This is a genomic window from Novosphingobium chloroacetimidivorans (assembly GCF_014204535.1).
Classification (GTDB): Bacteria; Pseudomonadota; Alphaproteobacteria; order Sphingomonadales; family Sphingomonadaceae; genus Novosphingobium; species Novosphingobium chloroacetimidivorans.
Genome location: NZ_JACHLR010000012.1, coordinates 74,562 through 93,450 on the forward strand (window position 1 = coordinate 74,562; position 18,889 = coordinate 93,450).

Sequence of the window (18,889 nt, forward strand, 5' to 3'; positions counted from 1 at the left end):
TCCGATGCCGACGAGGCGTTCCTGGTCAACGACGAGTGTTGGGACGCGGGTCCTTCCACCTGAACGTGGAGTCCGGAACGGCAACCCCATACTGCTGATTGCTGAGGCGGACGGTGGTGCGCTTGTTCTGCGAATCGAGCGCGACCCAGTAGGTCAGTTCCAGCCCGCCCGGCGCGGACGCCTTGCGCGTGAAGATCAGGGTGATGATCCCGTACTCGGGATGCTTGCGATCCCGGACCTCGACGCTGACCACGTTCGGATTGCCGGTCGGCTTGAGCGTGCCGAACTTGGACACGTCCCGGCGTGGGTCGAGGATCGCTCCCAAGGGGCTGTTGCCGATGGGCCAGCGCTGCACCTGCTTCACTTCGTAGTCGACCAGCGTCAGCGCCTTGCCGTCGCCGACGATCAGCAGGGGTACGCCCTGCTGGTACTGGAAGCGGATCCGCCCCGGACGCTTGAGCGTCAGCACGCCGCTGACGGTCTGGCCCGATCGGTCGGTTTGGGTGAAATTCGCGCGCAGCGTGGAAATGCCGCGCAGCGCCTCCACCACTTCGCCAAGCTGGCTGCCCGACTGGGCAGCGGCAGGCGCGGAGACGGTGAAGGCGGGAACGCAAAGCGCGGCCAAAGCGGCCGCGCTCGCATACTTGCGGAAGGTCTTCAGAGTGTGGTTCATAGGCTCCCTATGCGGGTCCCAGCCTTGAACCGGCCCTGAATCGTTCGGGCGCAAGTTCCGGGGGCTGGCCCCTTACTTGATCTTGGCTTCCTTGAACTCGACATGCTTGCGCACGACGGGATCGTACTTCTTGAAGCTCATTTTCTCGGTCGTGTTCCGGGGATTCTTCTTCGTCACGTAGAAGAAGCCGGTGTCGGCGGTCGAGACCAGCCGGATCTTGACGGTTGCGGGCTTCGCCATGGCGCTTGTCCTGTTCCTTTAGAGCCGCGCCGTGGCGGCCGCTGTACGCTGTTTCAAAACGAATGAGGGCGGCAACAACGCACCGCCCCGCAAGGCTGCGGCCCATGACGGATGAGCGCGGGTGAGTCAAGCCGCAGCTTGCGGCGCGCGCCCGCTTTAACCCTCGTCGAAAGAGGCAATCGGCTCGAGAATCCCGAACTCCTCGCGCGCCGGTTCATGGTCGAGCGGCTTGAAATCCAGCTCGGACGCTTCGCAATGCGTGTCGGGCAAGCGATCGAGCAAGTTGCGGATCAGCGTCAAGCGGCCGCGCCGCTGGTCGTTGAAGTCCACCAGCGTCCAGGGGGCATGGGGCGTATGCGTGGCCGCCAGCATCGCCTCGCGCGCCTGGGTGTAGGCGACGTACTTGTCCCGTGCCGCGAGGTCGATCGGAGAGAGCTTCCAGCGCTTGAGGGGATCTTCAAGGCGCTCGGCCAGTCGCTTCTCCTGCTCCTCCTGGTCGCAGGTGAGCCAATACTTGAACAGCAGGATGCCGTCGTCGACCAACGCCTTCTCGAATGCCGGCGCATGCTCCAGGAACGCGCCAACCTGCTCGGGCGTCGCATAGCCCATCACGCGCTCCACGCCCGCGCGGTTGTACCAGCTGCGGTCGAACAGCACGATCTCGCCGCGCGTGGGCAGATGCGGCACGTACCGCTGGAAGTACCATTGCCCCTGCTCGCGCTCGCTCGGCGCGGAGAGCGCGACGACACGGCATTGGCGCGGATTGAGGACATGGCTGATAGCGTCGATGGCGCCGCCCTTGCCTGCCGTGTCGCGCCCTTCGAACAGCACGACGATGCGGGCGCCCGTGGCGGCAGCCCAGCGGGCCATGCCGACGAGTTCGAGCTCCAGCGGTTCGAGCGCGGCTTCGTAGGCCTTGCGCTTCAGCCCGCCCATCAGCGCGACAGCAGGAACACGGCCAGCGCGCCGGCGACGATGCGGTACCAGGCGAAGGGCCCGAAGCCCGACCGGCTGACGAAGGCCATGAACGCCTTGATCACCACCAGCGCGACCACGAACGAGACGACGAAGCCGACGCCGATCTCCCACCATCCGACGGGCCCAGTTCCGGCGGCAAGAGCCTGGCGGTTGTCCAGCAGCTCCAGCGTCGTCGCGCCCACCATTGTCGGCACCGCCAGAAAGAAGCTGAATTCGGCAGCCGTGCGGCGCTCGATCCCCATGGCCAGCGCCCCCATGATCGTCGCGCCGGAGCGACTGACGCCGGGCACCATCGCCAGGCACTGCGCGATGCCCACTCCCAGGCATTGGGACATGGGCAGTTCCGCGACGCCGGTCAGCGGCCCGGGCTTGGCGATCTTCTCGACCGCGAGGATTGCGATACCGCCCACGATCAGCGCGTAACCAACGATGATCGGCGCTTCCAGCATCGCGTCGATATAGTCCTTGAGCAGCACGCCCAGCACCGCCGAGGGCAGGAACGCCAGCAGCACGTTGCGCACGAACCGGATGCTCGTCGGGTTGAGCACCAGCAGACCGGAGCCGACTGCCCAGAAGGTCCTCCAGAACTGCACCACCACGGCCAGGATGGCACCTAGCTGGATGACGATGTTGAACACCTTCCAGGTGTCTGCATCGTACCCGAACAGCGCGGAGGCCAGGATCAGGTGCCCGGTCGAGGAGACGGGCAGGAACTCGGTGAGGCCCTCGACAATGCCGAGGAGGATGGCGGTGAGCGTCAGTGTCATCGCCGCAGAGACATGACGCCGAGCCAAGACATGTCAATTGCACTCATGCGGCGGCGCACAATAAAGCTGGCGAAAGCTGGGCGCGAGCCGGGCAAAGTGTGGGACAGGGCAGGCCGCCGCCTACCCTGTCATCAGCATCAAGCCGGGCGCGCCATCGCGGCGGCAGGATAATCGACCACTGCATTCAGGATCTTGCGGTAGTATCGCGCCAGCTCCAGGTGCAGCGTGCGCTTCTCCGGCCGGCGGGCACCGGCAGCAACGAGGTAGCAGCGGTCGATACGCCTCAAGAGAAACTCACGAGTCATCTGCATCCGCATCTTCGTCTCCCGTCATGGCATGTTCAACTCTAACAGTAGAGTTTGTGCCATCGATCGCAAGCGCATGCAAATGCCGATGAGGCCAGTTGCAGAATGCTTGCGCTGAGCTGAACGAGCCACGGTGCGGCTGCGTTCCCGGTTCCGCAAGCTCTTGAAAACATACCCTTCGTGTTTCCACCTCAGCAGGTGCGAGCGATGACGCTGCGCTAGACGTGTCGCCGCAGACCCTCTCGCCACAAGGCAACACGGGACTCCCGAGCCGCGTCGGCCATGCCGCAGACGAAGGTCCGGCGCGCGCTGCCCATGCACATCGCGTCCTCGAGCGAGCGATGGATGCCCACTCCAACCCCGGCCAGCATCGCCGCGCCGAGCGCCGTGGTCTCGATGTCGGCGGGTCGTTCGACCGGCAACGCAAGGATGTCGGCAAGGTCCTGCGCGATCCAGTCGTTGGCGCTCATCCCGCCGTCGATTCGCAGCGTCTTCCACGCAGCGCCATCGGCCGCGAAAGCTTCCTGCAAGTCGTGGCACTGATGCGCCAGCGACTCCATCGCCGCGCGCACGATATGGGCGCGGCTGGTGCCCTGCGTCAGACCCGCGACGACCCCGGTCGCATCCGGCTTCCAGTGCGGAGCGCCCAGCCCCGCGAGCGCCGGCACGAACAGCACGCCGCCGTTGTCGGGCACGGCACGCGCCAGTTCCTCGCTTTCCGACGCGGTGCGGATCACGCCGAGCTCGTCGCGCAGCCACTTGATCAGGCTGCCCGCGACGAAGATCGAGCCCTCCAGCGCGTAAGTCCGCCGCCCGCCCTCCTGGCACAGCACGGTGCCGAGCAACCTGTGCGTCGAACGCGGCAGCTGGTCGCCCATGTTGGTCAGCACGAATGCGCCCGTCCCGAACGTCGCCTTGGTCTCGCCGGGCGAGAGGCAGTGCTGCCCGATCGTTGCCGCCTGCTGGTCTCCCGCAAGTCCGCTGATCGGGATCGCCGCGCCGAGCAAGGCGGGATCGCAGTGGCCGATGAGGCCGTGGGTATCGACCACCTCGGGCAGAGCGGCGCGTGACACGCCGAACAGGTCGAGCAGGCCTTCGTCCCAGCTCGCACCATCGAGCGCCAGCAGCTGCGTGCGGCTGGCGTTGCTGGCATCGGAGACGTGCAGGCCACCCGTCAGCTTCCACACCAGCCAGCTCTCGACCGTGCCGAACGCCAGCCGATCGCCCAGCTCCCGCGCCGCCGGGACATTGTCGAGCACCCAGCGCATCTTGGTGCCCGAGAAGTACGGGTCGATGACCAAGCCGGTGAGCGCCTGCACCGCATCCTCATGCCCGTTTTCACGCAGCTGCGCGCAGAACGGCGCGGTGCGACGGTCCTGCCAGACGATCGCGCGCGTCACGGGCTCGCCGGTCTGGCGGTCCCAGGCGACCACCGTCTCGCGCTGGTTGGTGATGCCGAGCGCCGCGATTCGTGCCGGCCCACCGACTTGCTCGACGACCTGTCGAGCGCAGGCCAGCGTGCGCTCCCAGATCTCGTTCGCGTCGTGCTCGACCCAGCCGGGTTGCGGATAGTGCTGGGTGAGCTCGCGCTGGCAGACGTGCAGCGCCGTGCCGTCTGCGGCATAGACGATGGCGCGGGTCGATGTGGTCCCTTCGTCCAGGACCAGGATGCAGCCGTCCGTCACCTCACGCTCCCATGTATGTTTTCAGCTTGTCCACTTGCGCCGCATCGAGCCGCAGCCCCAGCTTGGTGCGGCGCCACAGCACGTCTTCCGCCGTTTCGGCCCACTCCTGAGCGACAAGATAATCGACCTCCGCGCTCGTAAGGCCATGGCCGAACGTCTCGCCCAAGGCCGCCATGTCGGGCGCATCCTTGAGCCAGGCCCTGGCGCGCGTACCATAGGCCCGGGCGATCCGGTCTACCGTCCGCCCATCGAGGAACGGGTAAGTGCGGGCGAGATCGGCCTTCAAGTCCTCGATCCCCTGCATCGGGAAGTCACCGCCGGGCAGTGGCGCGGCGGCAGTCCAGTCCTTGCCGGCGAGCGCAGGCAGGTGCGGCTGCAGCTTCTCGACCGCATCCTTGGAGAGGTGGCGATAGGTCGTGATCTTGCCGCCGAACACCGACAGCAGCGGTGCGCCGCCGGCATCGTCGAGGTCGAGGTCGAAGCTGTAGCCGCGTGTCGCCGCCTCGGGCTTGCCTGTGCCTTCGTCCACCAGCGGCCGCACGCCCGAGTAGGTCCACACCACGTCCGCAGGCGATATCGATCTGGCGAAATAGGCGTTCGCCGCCTCGCACAAGTAAGCGATCTCCTCGTCGCTCGCCTTTACGTCGCGCAAGGGGCCGTGATGGTCGCGGTCGGTGGTGCCGATCAGGGTGAAATCCTGCTGGTAGGGGATCGCGAAGAAGATGCGCCCGTCCGGGATCTGGAAGAAGTAGGCGTAAGGGTGATCGAACATGCGCGGCACGACGATGTGCGATCCGCGCACCAGACGCATCTTCTTGGCCGTCTTCTCGCCGCTGAGCTTGAGCAGGTCGAGCACCGCGGGGCCGCCGGCGTTGACGATCGCCCTGGCGCGGAACTCTTGCGTGCCGCTGCGGATCAGCCATCCTTCGGCGGAGCGCTCGATCGCCTCGACCGGCGTGCGCGTCAGGATCGTCGCCCCCCGGTCCGCCGCGTCTCGCGCGTTGAGGATAACCAGCCGCGCATCGTCCACCCAGCCATCGGAGTAGACGAACGCCGGACCATAGCCGGGCTTGAGCGGCTTGCCGGCGGGGTGCTTGCGTAGATCGATGCTCTGGGTCGCGGGCAGTGCGCGCCGGCCGCCGATGTGGTCGTAGAGGAACAGCCCGAGCCGCAGCAGCCAGCGCGGGCGCAGGCCCTGCACGTGCGGCAATACGAACCGCATCGGCCATATGATGTGCGGGGCGATCTGCCACAACCGCTCGCGCTCGCCGAGCGCCTCGCGCACCAGCCCGAACTCGTAATGCTCCAGGTAGCGCAGGCCGCCGTGGATCAGCTTGGTCGAGGCGGACGAAGTGCCGCTGGCCAGGTCGCCCTGCTCCAGCAGCAGCACCTTGGCGCCGCGACCTGCCGCGTCGCGGGCGATGCCGGCGCCATTCACGCCTCCGCCGATCACGGCGATGTCGTAGAGAGTGTCTGTCATGGCAGGGTCGGGCATCTTGGGCCTCACAGGATGATCATGCTGAACGCGGTGGCGACTGCGAGCGAGGCCAGCGTCGCGGCCACCACCGGCATCGCCGGACGCCAGCCCATCTGCATGATGAGATCGAGGCGCGATCGCATCGCCGTCGCCGTGACCGCCAGCAGCAGCAGCGTCTTCGAGAGCGTCAGGCACAGTTGCGCGACTTGCGCGGGCACCGTGACGATGGAGTTCACCACCACCGTCGCCAGGAACAGCGTGATGAACCAGGGCAGCGCCAGCTTGCGGATCCAGTGGCGGTTCGGCACATCGTCGTCCTTGGCCCAGAGCGACACCACGGTCACGATCGGGGCCAGCAGCGCCACCCGGCTGAGCTTGACGATGGTGGCGTAGCTGCCCGCCGTGTCGGAATAGGCATAGCCACCGCCGATCGCCTGCGCCACGTCGTGGATCGATGCGCCGATCAGGAACCCGGCCTGGCGGTCGTCGAGATACAGCGCACCGGCGAGCGGGGGATAGAACGACATCGCCAACGCGCTCGCCAGGCTGACCACCACAAGAGTCAGCGCGAACTGCGCCTGGCTCACCCGCTTGGGACCAAGCACCCCGAACAGCGCCAGCGCGGCCGAGGCGCCGCAGATCGCAGTCGCGCCGCCCGCAAGGATGCCGATCGCGGCCGAAGCTCCGGTCACCCGCGCGACGATCAGCGCCGTGCCCATCGCGGCGGCCATCACCACCAACAAGGCGAGGAACGGCACCGGACCCAAGGCGCCGATCTGGGCGATCGTCACTTGCGTGCCCAGCACCACGATGCCCCAGCGCAGGCAGCCCTTGGATACGAAGTCGAGGCCGGGATGGACCCGCGGCTCGCTGGTGACGAAGTTGAGCGCCAGGCCGATCAGCAGGCCCATCAGGATGATCGGCGCGCCATAGTGCTCGGACAGCCAGGCCGCGGCGATGCTGGCGATCGCGCAGACTGCGAAGCCGGGCCACAGCAGCTTCCACTCGTCCAGCCGCGAGCGCTTGGGCGCGGGCGTGTCGCTCTGCACGAGGAACAGCTCGCCATAGAGGTCGCCGGCATGATCTGGAGCCAAGTGCTCTCTCCCGCGCCTCTCCCAGACAAAGACGCTTGCTGTATGTCCTACGTTGTCATACGCTTTATGGCGAGGCGTTGGCCGGAGCAAGTGCTTTGCTCCTGAAGCCGCTAAGGTCGCCCAAGAGCGGCAGGACGGGAGAGAGCGATGACCATCCACCAGCCACCTGCCACACCAAGCCATGCCCGATCCGAGCCGGGCGCCGTGCGCAGCCAGAATCTGCTGATCGGCCTGATTTTCTTCGCCACCGCCTTGAACTACGTCGACCGACAGGTGCTCGCGCTGCTCAAGCCGATGCTGGAGGCGGAGTTCCAGTGGAACGACCAGCAGTTCGCCCACCTGGGCTCGATCTTCCAGCTCTCCGCGGCCGTCTCCCTGCTCGGCGTCGGCTGGTTCGTCGACCGCTTCGGCGTGCGCTTTGCCTATGGCGCTGCCGTGGCGGTATGGAGCCTCGCCGGGATGGCCCATGCCCTGGCCGCCAGCGTGCAGCAGTTCGTGATCGCACGCGCGGTGCTGGCCACGGCGGAGTCGGTCAACACGCCTGCGGCGATGAAGACCGCCGCGACCTACCTGCCCATCGAGCGGCGCTCCATCGGCATCGGCATCATCAACACCGCGCCGAACGTTGGCGCGATCCTCACCCCGCTGCTGATCCCGCCCTTCGCGATCGCCTTCGGGTGGAAGGCGGCGTTCCTCGTCACCGGCGCGCTCGGTCTCGTGTGGCTCGTGCTGTGGCAGCTGAACACCGGCAAGCTGCAACCGATCGGCAACCCCGCCACGGCCAGTGCGGGCAAGGTCGCGTGGGGCGAGGTCCTGTCCGACCGCCGCAGCTGGACCATCATCGGCGCCAAGGCGATCACCGACCTGGTCTGGTGGTTCGTGCTGTTCTGGGCGCCCGACTTCTTCTCGCGCCACTTCGGCCTCGGCCAGGGCGAGCTTGGCGGCCCGATCGCCGTGGTCTTCATCCTCGCGGCTTTGGGAGCGGTGAGCAGCGGTGCGCTCTACCCGGTGCTGCTGCATCGCGGCTTGTCGCTGAACGCCGCCCGCAAGAGCGCGATGCTGTTCTTCGGGCTCGTCGTGCTGGTCATGCCGCTGGCGCTGATCGCCCCGAACCCCTGGATCGCGGCGCTGTGCATCGGGCTCGGCCTCTTCGCGCACCAGGGTTTCTCGACCAATATCTTCGGCATGGCGACAGAGATCATCCCCACACGCCGCATCGCCACCGTCATCGCGCTGGGGGCGATCGGCGGGAACCTGACCGGCACCGGGATTATCGAGTTCGCCGGCTGGTCGCTCGACAGCGGCCTTGGCTACGCCCCGCTCTTCGTGATCTGCGGCGGGGCCTACCTGGCGGCGTTGGCGTTCATCCACCTCATGCAGCCCAAGCTTGCGGTGGCCGAGGACTGATCGTCTAGAGGTAGGGCTCGATCGGCAGCCTGGAGAGCGCCCGCACCAGCGCACGGCTGAACGGGTTGGTGCCCGGCTCGGTGCTCTCCGGCTCGGGATCGTCGTCGCGGGCGTCGGTCCAGCAGATGTTGCCATCCGGCCCGATACCGAGGCAGTAGACGTTCTCGGCGATGTCGCGCTCGAACGACCTGGCGAGATTGGCCGCAAGCTCGGGCGAATCGATCAGCAAGCCCATCTCGGTGTTAAGATGCGCAGAGCGCGGATCGAAGTTGGCCGAGCCGATGTAGACTTGCCGGCCGTCTACCCCGATCGTCTTGGCATGGAGGCTGCGGCCCTCGTCGCGCAAGGCCCGGGCGCTGGCCGAGCGCGTGCGGACGAACTTGCGCGCGGTCTTGGGCTTGTCGTCGGGCGCGGGCATCTCGAACAAGCGGACGCCCGCCTGCAGCAGCGGCAAGCGAAGCGGCGCATAGCCGGTGTGGACGAAGCCGACGTCGGTGGCGGCAAAGGAGTTGGTCAGCACCCTCACCCGGACACCGCGCCGCGCAAGATCGCCAAGTTCCGCCGTGCCCCGCGCCGTCGGCACGAAGTAGCCGGAGATGATGTCGATCTGACTTTCCGGCATGCCCAAACCCGCCGGCATCAGCGCGCGAAGATCGGTCGGCCCATCGCGCGCGCCACTCTCCTGATAGTCATGGTTGACGAGCTCCGCCCGCGCCCAGATCATGGACACGGTGCCGTCGGTCATCTCGCCGAACAGCTTGCGCGAGCGCACCGCCTCTCGATAGCGCTCGGCCCGCTCGCTGGTCGCCATGCTCTCCCGTGCGCGCTCGACCTTGCGGCGTCTGCCGGCAGATACCCGACCGACGAGACTGGCGACGGGTCGCACCTGCGCGCCGTTCCAGTAAGCGTCGAATGCGCGCGAGACATCGGGCACCACGGCGCCGACGGCCAGCACGTCGAGATCGGCGAATTGCCCTTCCTTGCGCGCGGCAAAGTACTCGTCGCCGATGTTGCGGCCGCCCAGGATCGTCGCCTGGCTGTCCACGGTGAAGCTCTTGGCATGCATGCGGCGGTTCAGGCGGCGAAAGTCGAACAGGTAGTTGATCGGCTTGGGCCAGCGCACCGCGCAAGGATTGTAGAGGCGGATCTCGAAGTTGGGTTGCGCATCCAGGCAGGCCAGCCTCGCGTCGAGCCGCGCGGTGCCGATGTCGTCGACGATCAGGCGCACCCGAACCCCGCGCCGCGCGGCCGCCTCCAGCTCGTCAAGCAGCAGCGAGCCCGACAGGTCATCGTGCCAGATGTAATACTGCACATCGAGCGTGCGCTCCGCCGATCGCGCGAGCAGCACGCGCGCGGCAAAGGCGTCCTTGCCGTCACGCAGCAGCTTCAAGCCCGTCAACTCCGCGTCGTCGGGCCCGAGGCTCTCCACCTCGCGGCCCAATTTGGTGAGCGCCGTGTCGAGATCCGCATGGCTCGGCGGCTCCGCACGGTGCGGCGGCAGCTTGAAGGCCTTCAGGCGTTTCACGGACGTTCGCTCCTTACCCTGGTGCAATGCGGACCGAAAGCCGTTGTTGCAAGCCCCGCGCCTTGCAGTCGCCGTGCGGTCACCAGCCCGGCAGCGTGACCACCCGATCGGCCAGGCGCTCCACTTCGCTGCGGTCGTGGCTGACGTAGAGGATCGGCAGGCGCAGCTCGTCGCGCAGGCGCTCGATCACGCGCATGATCTCCTCGCGCCGCGCGGCATCGAGCGAGGCGAGCGGCTCGTCCATCAGCAGCAGTCGCGGGGCGGAGAGGAGCGCGCGACCGATGGCGACACGCTGCGCCTCGCCGCCAGACAAGTGCCGCGGCATGCGGCCCAGCAGATGTTCGATGCCCAGGAACTCCACGGCTTCGGCCGGCTCCATCCAGCGCCTTTCGGGTGGCGCGAGCTCCCACCCGAACAGCAGGTTCTGGCGGACCGTTCGGTGCGGGAACAAGCGATTGTCCTGGAACACGTAACCGCAGGCGCGCTGCTCGGGAGCAAGGTTCACGCCCGTCGCGCTGTCGAACAGCAGCTGGTCCGACATCGCGATCCGCCCGCTTTGCGGCGTGACGAGCCCGGCCACGGCATCGAGCACGCTGGTCTTTCCGGCGCCCGACGGGCCGAATAGTGCGGTGAGGCCCGCACCCGCTCGCACCGCGGCGGACACCCGCCGCTCTCCACGCACGATCACGATGTCGAGTTCGATGCTCATGGCGTGGCCATACCAGCGGCGTCGTGGCGGCCAAGCGCTAAGCGCCTTGATTGCGCTCGCCATATCCGGATGCGGGGATGTCGTGAGGTGCGGCGAGGCATGAAGTGGGGCCGTCTTCGGGAGAGATGACGAAGCCAGGTGAAGGACCGACTGCGGCGGATCGGCCTATCCGTTTCAAGCGCGCAGCGAAGCCCGGCCTGTCCGACCCCGTCGCCCCCGCGCAGGCGGGGGCCCCGCTTTCTTGGGTCATACCGAGCGTCGAAGAACAAGCGGGGCCACCGCCTGCGCGGGGGCGACGGTTGTAGCTCTAAGCGCCGCGTTCAGTTCCAGGATGGCTGGCAATGCCGCAAGGGTTGCTCTGACCACATCCAGCCACCCGCGCCGCCGATCAGTCGAGCAGCGCCAGCATGTTGTCGATCGTGGTGGTCGCGAAGCCGACCGCGCTGTCGGAGATGCCGTAAGGCAGCAGCAGGCGCTCACCCACGCGCAGCGCGCCGCAGGTGTAGACGACGTTGGGCACGTAACCCGAACGATCGGCATTCTCGGCCGTCAGCACCGGTTCGCGCGAGCGGGCGATGACCTTGGACGGATCGTCGCGGTCCAGCAGCGCGGCGCCAAGCGCATACTTGCGCATCGCGCCCACGCCATGGGTCAGCAGCAGCCAGCCCTCGTCGGTCAGGATCGGACTGCCGCAATTGCCGATCTGGATGAACTCCCAGGGGAAGGCAGGCTCCATAAGCAGGACGCCTTCGTCGTCCCACTCATCGACTTTGTCGGAGGATAGCAGGAACAGGTTCTTGCCGTCCTGCCGCCCGACCATCATGAACTTGCCGCCGATCTTCTCGGGGAATAGCGCCATGCCCTTGTTCCGGCCGGCCTTGCCGCGGATCGGTTCGAGTTTGAAACTGCGGAAGTCGCGAGTGCGCAGCAGCTCGGAACGGATCGAGCTGCCCGAGTAGGCGGTATAGGTCCCGATCCACTCGAAATCGTCGCCGCCATGGTCGAAGCGCACGAGGCGCAGATCTTCCAGGCCGCCGCGCTGCTGCTCGGTGATCGGGAAGATGACGGTGTTCGACAGGCTCGAATCCGGGTTGCGGCTGACCGTGACCGGGCAGTCCGCGCAGGCGAGCCCCTCGTCATCGAGTTCCACCGATGTGCCGAAGCTGGCCTGGTGCCACAGCTCAAAGTTGCCATCCGCCTCGGCGATGCCCTCGCGGAAGGCGACCGAGCTGATGTGCCCCTCGCCCACCGCGCGCAGCGACATGACGAAGCGCACCGCGCCGTCCTGCATGCCCGACTGGTCGGGATGAGGCACGATGGAGGGGTTCATCAGCGCCGCGGCGGCAAAGGTGTACTCGTGGCAGAAATAGCTGCCGATCAGGCGCTGCTTCGTTTCGGAGAAGTCGGATGGCTCCAGCTGCAGGTTCGCCGCCACTTCGTCGAAGCGCGAGGCGAAGATGCGCTCGGTCTGCCAGTGCCGCTCCTCGAAGTCGCGCAACACGCGCGCGTACTCCTGCGCTGCGCGCTCCTCGGTCAGGCTCGCGACGTCACGGACGAGGCGCTGTGCGCGCCCGTCCGGATCGTTCTTGCCCTGCCAGCCCAGGTGGAAAGGACGCAGCACCACCCGCGCCGGGTCGGCATGCAGCCGGGTATCGAAGATGTGCAAGGCTTCAGCGCGCGGTTTCTCGAGCAGGTTCAAGCAAGCTTCCTTCGGGGGATTCGGTCTGCATCCGGTAGAGAGCGAGCATGGCATAGTGCGAAAGTTGGAAGGCGAGAATACTCTCCGCGCCGCAATTGCGGTTTACGCCCCGAGGTGTCACCCCGTCGCGACAGCGTCCGGTCGTCATGTCGGCCAGCTGCACGCCGCGATCGTTGCCGCCGAAGAACCACGACCAGGCGGCCGTAGCGTGTTCGTACCAATAGGCATCGCCGCCCGCCCGATGGGCGGAAAGTGCCGCTTCGATCGCGGCTTGCGCTTCAAGGGGCTGCTGGTCGAACGGCAGGTAGGTATGCGGCTTGCCGAAGCTCTCCGAGCCGATCGGGCGGAAGAGGCCTGAGGAGGAAACCTGCCGGCGGCAGATCCACTCCAGCGTATCCAGGCCCGAGCGCACCCAATCCTCGCGGCCCAGCGCCACGCCGGCCTCGATCATCGCCTGCGACAAGCGGGGATTGTCATAGCCCAGCACGGCTTCGAACCACGCCCAATCCGGACGCCGTTCGCCGCCGAGCAGCTTTTCCAGAACGTGCCCGCCGTGCTCCAGCGTCGCTATCGAAGCCTCGTGACCGGGCGCAACGCGCAGCATGGCCGCAGCGCCCAGGACCTGGAAGGCGATGGCACGCGGCGAGCCGATGTCGCCGAGCTGTGGCAAGGTGCACTCGTAGAGGTTGCGAGCCCATTCGCGAATGTCGGGATCGGGCGCGCAGTGCGCGGTGTGTCCCAGCGCCCAGATCGCACGACCGTTGGAATCGTCGGAGCCGATGTCCTCGCACCAGGTGCGATCGAAGCGCATGAAATTGCGGAACCGCTTCGCGTCCGGGTTCCAGGCATCCTGGATGAAGGATGCGTAGACCATGCTCCAGCGCATGCGTTCGGTTGGGTGCAACCCTTCCGCCAAGTTCATCAGCATCAGCGCGCGGACGTTGTCGTCAAGGCAATAGCCGTGCTGGCGGTTGGGCACGATGCCGACCGAGTGCTGCAGCATCCCGGTGGCATCGCTCATGGCGATGACGCCCGAAAGGCCCGGAGTCGCGGTCAACGGCGCACGGCGCGGTGCGGGTGCGACGGCACCGGCCGCCAGACGCGCGGTGGCATCCGCGAACCGCGGCCAGATCGTTTCACGTCCACGGTTGTAGGCGCGGCGCTGCACGCATGCGAGCTCGGCCGGGTTGTCGAGCAGGGTGTTGACCGCGCGGGCGATCTCCTCGTGGGAGCCGGGCTCGATCAGCACGCCCATACCATCGCCCAACAGCTCGCATGCGTGAAGATAGCGGGTGGAGATCACGGCCTTACCGAGCGCGACGGCATAGCTGAGCGTACCCGAGGTCGATTGCTGCAGGTTCGGGTACGGCGTGATGTAGATGTCACAGGCTTCGAGCTGGTCGAGCAGTTCCTCGTTGTCGAGGAAGCGGTTGTCCCACTCGATATGATCGGCGACGTCAAGGCGCTCGGCCAGGGCCATCAGCCCCTCGCGATAGCTCTCGCCTTCGCTGGCGACGAGGTTCGGGTGGGTGGCGCCGACAATGCGGTAGATCGCTTCGGGATGATGCTCGACCACGGCGGGCAGCGCCTCGATCGCGCGTTCGAGGCCCTTGCCGGGACCGAGCAGGCCGAAGGTCATCAGCACCTTGCGGCCAGTCAAGCCGAAGCGCGCCTTGAACTCTGCCTGGCGTCCGAACGGACGGTCGGGAGCGCCGTGCTCGATCACTTCCAGCGTCTCGGGATTGGCGCCATACTCGCGCACCAGAAGCTCGCGCGAATGGCGCGACATCACCATGATCCGCGACGCGCGCGTGATCAGGTGGCACAGGATCGCGCGCTGCCGCTCCGAGGGCTCGGCGAGGACGGTATGGCAGGTGAGAATGAGCGGCGCGGCGAGCCGGTCCACGAAGTCGCAGACCGCCTGCCCGTCGTCCCCACCGAAGATTCCGTATTCGTGCTGCAGCCAGACCGCGTCAACGCCGGATTCGTTGATTGTGCGCGCGGTTTGCGCGAACGTCTCGGCATCGTTGCCGGCAATCACCTGGGTACCCGCATCATAGGCCAGAGGCGCCGCGGGATCATCGAGCGCGTAGACCTCTACGCCGACCTCGGCGTGAAATTCGCGCAGCTTCTCGGCGATGTCAGCGGTGAAGGTGGCGATGCCGCACTTGCGCGGGGTGTAGGTGCCGATCAGGGCGACGCGGATCGGCTTGGCGGCAGGAGCAGTTGCAGGTGCATTGGCACCCTCGAAAATCGCCAGGATTTCCGCCGACTTGGCCGGACGGGAAGCGAGCAGGTCTCGAGGAGCATGGTTCATGCAGCATCCGTTCAGAAAAGCGGTGATCGTTTACGAAATGCCATTCGGAGGCTTTCGGTTCCTTGCTGCACTGCAAAATAATGACAGAACGAAGTTGCTTCGCGACGTACCGTCGCAGACGTTTGGTGCGGGACTAAGGGACATTGCGGTGCACCACGACAGAAACACACGAGCTGGCGCATCGGATGGCAGGAGGCCGACCGGCGAAGCACGTGGACAATCCACCGGCACTTAACTTAGGCTACATGCGTCGCTAAGTTGCTTGCAAGAGCAATAAACGAACAAGAGGTCGCCATGGTTTTGGGAGACGACGCCACGCTGCATTCCACGATCCTGCGCCTGCTGGAAGGACAGGTGGAGGCGGACAGAGCGAAGGCGCTGCTGCATACCCTCGCGATCGATCCGCGACTGCTCACCGAGACGGCATCGGTAAGCCGCGCCCAGCTGGCGATGGCGCTGAACATGCTGCTCTTCGGTGACTTGCTGGAGCGCGTGCCCACCGCCGCGCGGATCGTCGCGGATGATCACGCGGCCGGGCGCAAGATCCTGTTCGATCACGGCGCGCTGCGCACGGTCGATGCGCCGCTTGGAGCATTCCCGAGCGGCCACGTCGCGTTCGCGCGTCTGCTGGAGCCTCTCGGCTACCGGGTCGACGCGCTCTACCCCTTGCCCAAGCTGAACATGACCGGGCGCGCCTATGTGCATCGCGACTTGCCCGAGGCGATACCGCAGTTCTTCGTCAGCGAACTGCATGTCGAGCGCTTGCATCCCGACGCGCAGAACGCAGCCTTGCGCGTCTTCGACGACACGATGGATGTCCTCGATGCACAGGCGGCGCAGTCGCTTGCGCAGCTGGACGAAGACGGAAGCCTGCCTTTCGCGCGGGCCGGTGCACTGCTGGCGGTTCTGGTCGCCGCGTTCGGGCGGCACCATCCGGAACCCGCTCTAGCCGATTACGAGACACTGCTGCTCCACTCCAAGGAAGCGGCCTGGATCGCGACCGAAGGCCACGCCTTCAATCATGCGACCACGCGCGTGCCCGATGTGGAGGCGCTTGCCGAGCGGCTGAAGGCGCAAAACTATCCGATGAAGGATGCGGTGGAGGTCTCGGCCAATGGTCGCGTCCGGCAGACCGCGATCCTTGCCGACAAAGTCGCGCGAGGGTTTCGCGGTGCGGACGGCAGGCGGGTGCAGCGCGAGGTGCCCGGTTCCTTCTACGAGTTCATCAGCCGCCATGTCGACCCGGAGACGGGCACGCTGGACCTGACGTTCGACAGCGGCAACGCCACCGGCATCTTCGCCGTGACGAGGAGCGCATGACCATGCTGCAATCGCTCGATCCGGCCACCGGCGAGGTCGTCTGGGAAGGCGAGGAGGCAGACGCGGGCGTGGTGCACAGCGCGCTTGCAAGGGCGCGTCGGGCCTTCCCAGGCTGGGCCGCGCTGCCGAACGATCGCCGCGTCGCTCATGTGCAGGCCTTCAAGGCAGCGCTCGAGGAGCGACGCGAAGGCCTGGCCACGGTGATCTCGCGCGAAACCGGCAAGCCCTTGTGGGAGACTCGCGGCGAGGTCGCCTCGATGATCGGCAAAGTCGCCATCTCGATCGCCGCGCAGGCCGAGCGTGCAGGTGAGCGCCGCAATGCCATGCCGTTCGGCGAGGCGGTGCTGCGGCATCGACCCCACGGGGTCATGGCGGTGCTGGGGCCATTCAACTTCCCGGGCCATTTGCCCAACGGCCACAACGTGCCTGCCTTGCTGGCAGGCAACACGATCGTCTTCAAGCCCTCGGAACTGACCCCGGCGACGGGCGCCGCGATGGCCGAGTGCTGGGCGGAGGCAGGACTGCCGGACGGTGTGTTCCAGGTCGTCCAAGGCGGCCGGAGCACGGGCGAGGCGCTGGTCGCGGGCGAGATCGACGGGCTGCTGTTCACCGGCTCCGCAGGCGCGGGCGCGCATTTTCGCCGCCTCTTCGCCGATCGGCCGCACGTGATCCTTGCGCTCGAACTCGGAGGCAACAACCCGCTGGTCGCGTGGGACGGCGATGTCGAGGAGACCGCCTCGATCGTGGTGCAATCGAGCTTCGTCACCACCGGCCAGCGATGCTCCTGCGCGCGCCGGCTGATCGTGCCCGACGACGCCTTCGGACGCGACCTGGTTGAGGCCGTCGACTCCCTCGCCCGCCGCGTGATCATCGGCCGCTGGAACGACGAGCCGCAGCCCTACATCGGCCCCCTCATCTCGCCCGCCGCTGCCGCCGCCGCCAAGGTGCGCGCGGACGAACTTGTCGCGCGTGGAGCGAGGGAACTGCGCAGCTTCAAGGTGCTGGACTGCATGGGCCCGGCCTTCGTTCGCCCCGCGATCCTGGATGTGACCGGCGTGGACGTGCCCGATGACGAAATCTTCGCGCCGATCGTGCAAGTCACCCGCGTGCCTGATTTCGACGCTGCCCTGGCTGCCGCGAACGCCACCCGCTTCGGGTTGTCGGCCGGCCTCGTCAGCGGCGACGATGCCTTGTGGCAGCGCTTCGTCCTCGAAAGCCGCGCAGGCGTGGTCAACCGCAACCGCCCGACCACCGGAGCCGCCGGATCGATGCCGTTCGGCGGCCTGGGCGAGAGCGGCAACCATCGGCCGAGCGCCTACTACGCGGCGGATTACTGCGCCTATCCGATGGCAAGCTTCGAGGCGGCGCATGCGGACGGGAACGCCGCGGCGCTTGCCGGAATGCTAACGCCATGATCGCGCGTGACGAGGCAGCGCTGATCGAACCGATCGAGCGCACCCCGATCCTGGCGCGTACGCTGGATTGGGCCGCCATCAACAGCGGCACCGCCAACCTTCCGGGTGTCGCGGCGATGGCCGGGCGACTGGCCGAGGCGTTCGCCGCACTGCTGGGCGAGGTGTCGCTGGTCGATCCGGCGCCGGTCGAGAAAGTCGGCGCGGACGGCAGGGTGCGGGCCGTCGAGACCGGCCGCCACCTGGTCCTGCGCGTTCGCCCCGACGCCGAGCGGCGGGTGCTGCTGACCGGGCACATGGACACCGTCTATCCGGCCGACCACCCTTTCCAGACCACCGACTGGCTCGATGCGGACACCCTGCACGGTCCCGGCACGGCCGACATGAAAGGCGGCCTCTCGCTCATGCTGGAGGGCCTGCTGGCGTACGAGCGCGGCGCGCCCACGCTCGGCTACGACGTGATGATCAACTCGGACGAGGAGACCGGCTCGCTGTCCTCCTCCGCGCTGATCGCCGGGCTTGCGCAAGGGAAGCTGGCGGCACTGACCTACGAGCCCGCGCTGCCCGGCGGCATGATGGCGCGGGCACGACCGGGCTCGGGCAACTTCGCGGCGGCGGTGACGGGACGCTCCGCGCACGCCGGCCGCAATCCCCAGGATGGGCGCAACGCCCTCGTGGCGGCAGCCGATCTGGCGCAGCGCCTCCATCGTGCCCGCCGCGATGGGTTGAGCGTGAACCCGGCGCGGATCGAAGGCGGCGCGCCGAACAACAGCGTGCCCGATCTGGCCGTGCTGCACTTCAACATCCGCCCGCGCGGCCCCGAGGACCTGGCCGAGGCGCAAGCGCTGATCGCCGCCGCCATCGATGCGGTCGCGGCCGAGCACGAGGTCGCCATCCACCTTCACGGGGGCTTCGCGCGCCCGCCCAAGCCAGTGAGCCCGGCCACCGAAAGCCTCTTCGCCCTCGTCTCGCGGGCGGCCGCCGACCTGGGCGAGCCGATGGCCTGGAAGGACACCGGCGGCGTTTGCGACGGCAACAACATCGCGGCGTGCGGCGTACCGGTGATCGACACCATGGGCGCGTGCGGTGGCGCGATCCACTCGCCCGAAGAGTTCCTCCTCGCCAGCTCGCTCGATGCGCGTGCCAGGCTCACCGCGCTGGTGCTGCATCGGCTTGATCGTCATGGTGTGGCTGTATGATCGCTACCAGCCCATCCTCCCCCGTCACCCTGAACTCGTTTCAGGGTCCATCCTGCCGTCTGGCCCGGAGGCGGGAATGGCT

16 protein-coding genes are annotated in these 18,889 nt (G+C 67.2%); 4 read left to right on the top strand and 12 right to left on the bottom strand.

The annotated features are described in order from the left end of the window. Positions 1–25 precede the first annotated feature (25 nt). The 8 genes from HNO88_RS14080 to HNO88_RS14115 all read right to left on the bottom strand — a co-directional run bounded on the left by HNO88_RS14080 (position 26) and on the right by HNO88_RS14115 (position 7,219). The gene (locus tag HNO88_RS14080; protein WP_184246615.1) at positions 26–673 is read right to left on the bottom strand and encodes a LolA family protein; all 648 of its coding nucleotides are present in this window, start codon (positions 671–673) and stop codon (positions 26–28) included. A 72-nt stretch (positions 674–745) separates the two neighbouring features. Beyond that, positions 746–913, bottom strand: a complete 168-nt coding sequence (gene rpmG / locus HNO88_RS14085; protein ID WP_058736926.1) for a 50S ribosomal protein L33 — start codon at positions 911–913, stop codon at positions 746–748. 156 nt (positions 914–1,069) lie between these two features. Further along, positions 1,070–1,849, bottom strand: a complete 780-nt coding sequence (gene ppk2 / locus HNO88_RS14090; protein WP_184246618.1) for a polyphosphate kinase 2 — start codon at positions 1,847–1,849, stop codon at positions 1,070–1,072. Next, positions 1,849–2,658, bottom strand: a complete 810-nt coding sequence (locus HNO88_RS14095) for an undecaprenyl-diphosphate phosphatase (protein WP_184246621.1) — start codon at positions 2,656–2,658, stop codon at positions 1,849–1,851. The genes ppk2 and HNO88_RS14095 overlap by 1 nt, the downstream gene beginning before the upstream one ends. 137 nt (positions 2,659–2,795) lie before the next feature. Continuing rightward, positions 2,796–2,945 carry a hypothetical protein gene (locus HNO88_RS14100; protein ID WP_184246624.1) on the bottom strand — a complete coding sequence of 50 codons (150 nt, stop codon included), beginning with the start codon at positions 2,943–2,945 and terminating at the stop codon, positions 2,796–2,798. Between the two features lie 236 nt (positions 2,946–3,181). Then, a complete protein-coding gene (glpK, locus tag HNO88_RS14105; RefSeq protein WP_184246627.1) occupies positions 3,182–4,648 on the bottom strand; it encodes a glycerol kinase GlpK in 1,467 nt (488 codons plus the stop codon). Between the two features lies 1 nt (position 4,649). After that, positions 4,650–6,128 carry a glycerol-3-phosphate dehydrogenase gene (locus HNO88_RS14110; protein ID WP_184246630.1) on the bottom strand — a complete coding sequence of 493 codons (1,479 nt, stop codon included), beginning with the start codon at positions 6,126–6,128 and terminating at the stop codon, positions 4,650–4,652. Between the two features lie 23 nt (positions 6,129–6,151). Continuing rightward, positions 6,152–7,219: a YeiH family protein gene (locus HNO88_RS14115; RefSeq protein ID WP_184246633.1), complete on the bottom strand. Its 1,068-nt coding sequence runs from the start codon at positions 7,217–7,219 to the stop codon at positions 6,152–6,154. Positions 7,220–7,366: 147 nt separating this feature from the next. On the opposite strand from HNO88_RS14115, the gene HNO88_RS14120 reads away from it, so the two are divergent. After that, on the top strand, positions 7,367–8,626 hold the full coding sequence (locus tag HNO88_RS14120) for an MFS transporter (RefSeq protein WP_184246636.1): 1,260 nt from the start codon (positions 7,367–7,369) through the stop codon (positions 8,624–8,626). Between the two features lie 4 nt (positions 8,627–8,630). On the opposite strand, the gene HNO88_RS14125 is transcribed toward HNO88_RS14120, so the two are convergent. From HNO88_RS14125 to HNO88_RS14140, 4 genes are all read right to left on the bottom strand, one after another. Continuing rightward, a complete protein-coding gene (locus HNO88_RS14125) occupies positions 8,631–10,151 on the bottom strand; it encodes a phospholipase D-like domain-containing protein (protein WP_184246638.1) in 1,521 nt (506 codons plus the stop codon). A gap of 79 nt (positions 10,152–10,230) precedes the next feature. Beyond that, positions 10,231–10,860, bottom strand: a complete 630-nt coding sequence (locus HNO88_RS14130; protein ID WP_184246641.1) for a molybdenum ABC transporter ATP-binding protein — start codon at positions 10,858–10,860, stop codon at positions 10,231–10,233. Between the two features lie 388 nt (positions 10,861–11,248). Next, positions 11,249–12,559, bottom strand: a complete 1,311-nt coding sequence (locus tag HNO88_RS14135; RefSeq protein WP_246381784.1) for a glycoside hydrolase family 130 protein — start codon at positions 12,557–12,559, stop codon at positions 11,249–11,251. Next, positions 12,531–14,876, bottom strand: a complete 2,346-nt coding sequence (locus HNO88_RS14140; RefSeq protein WP_184246644.1) for a glycosyltransferase family 4 protein — start codon at positions 14,874–14,876, stop codon at positions 12,531–12,533. The genes HNO88_RS14135 and HNO88_RS14140 overlap by 29 nt, the downstream gene beginning before the upstream one ends. Before the next feature lie 294 nt (positions 14,877–15,170). Between HNO88_RS14140 and HNO88_RS14145 the strand changes: the two genes are divergently transcribed. From HNO88_RS14145 to HNO88_RS14155, 3 genes are read left to right on the top strand one after another with little or no spacing between them, the layout of a single operon-like run. Next, positions 15,171–16,196, top strand: a complete 1,026-nt coding sequence (locus HNO88_RS14145; protein WP_184246647.1) for a 2-oxoadipate dioxygenase/decarboxylase family protein — start codon at positions 15,171–15,173, stop codon at positions 16,194–16,196. Then, a complete protein-coding gene (gene astD, locus HNO88_RS14150) occupies positions 16,193–17,611 on the top strand; it encodes a succinylglutamate-semialdehyde dehydrogenase (protein WP_184246650.1) in 1,419 nt (472 codons plus the stop codon). The genes HNO88_RS14145 and astD overlap by 4 nt, the downstream gene beginning before the upstream one ends. Beyond that, positions 17,608–18,807: a hydrolase gene (locus HNO88_RS14155; protein WP_184246653.1), complete on the top strand. Its 1,200-nt coding sequence runs from the start codon at positions 17,608–17,610 to the stop codon at positions 18,805–18,807. Before astD ends, HNO88_RS14155 begins: the two co-directional genes overlap by 4 nt. Positions 18,808–18,889 lie beyond the last annotated feature (82 nt).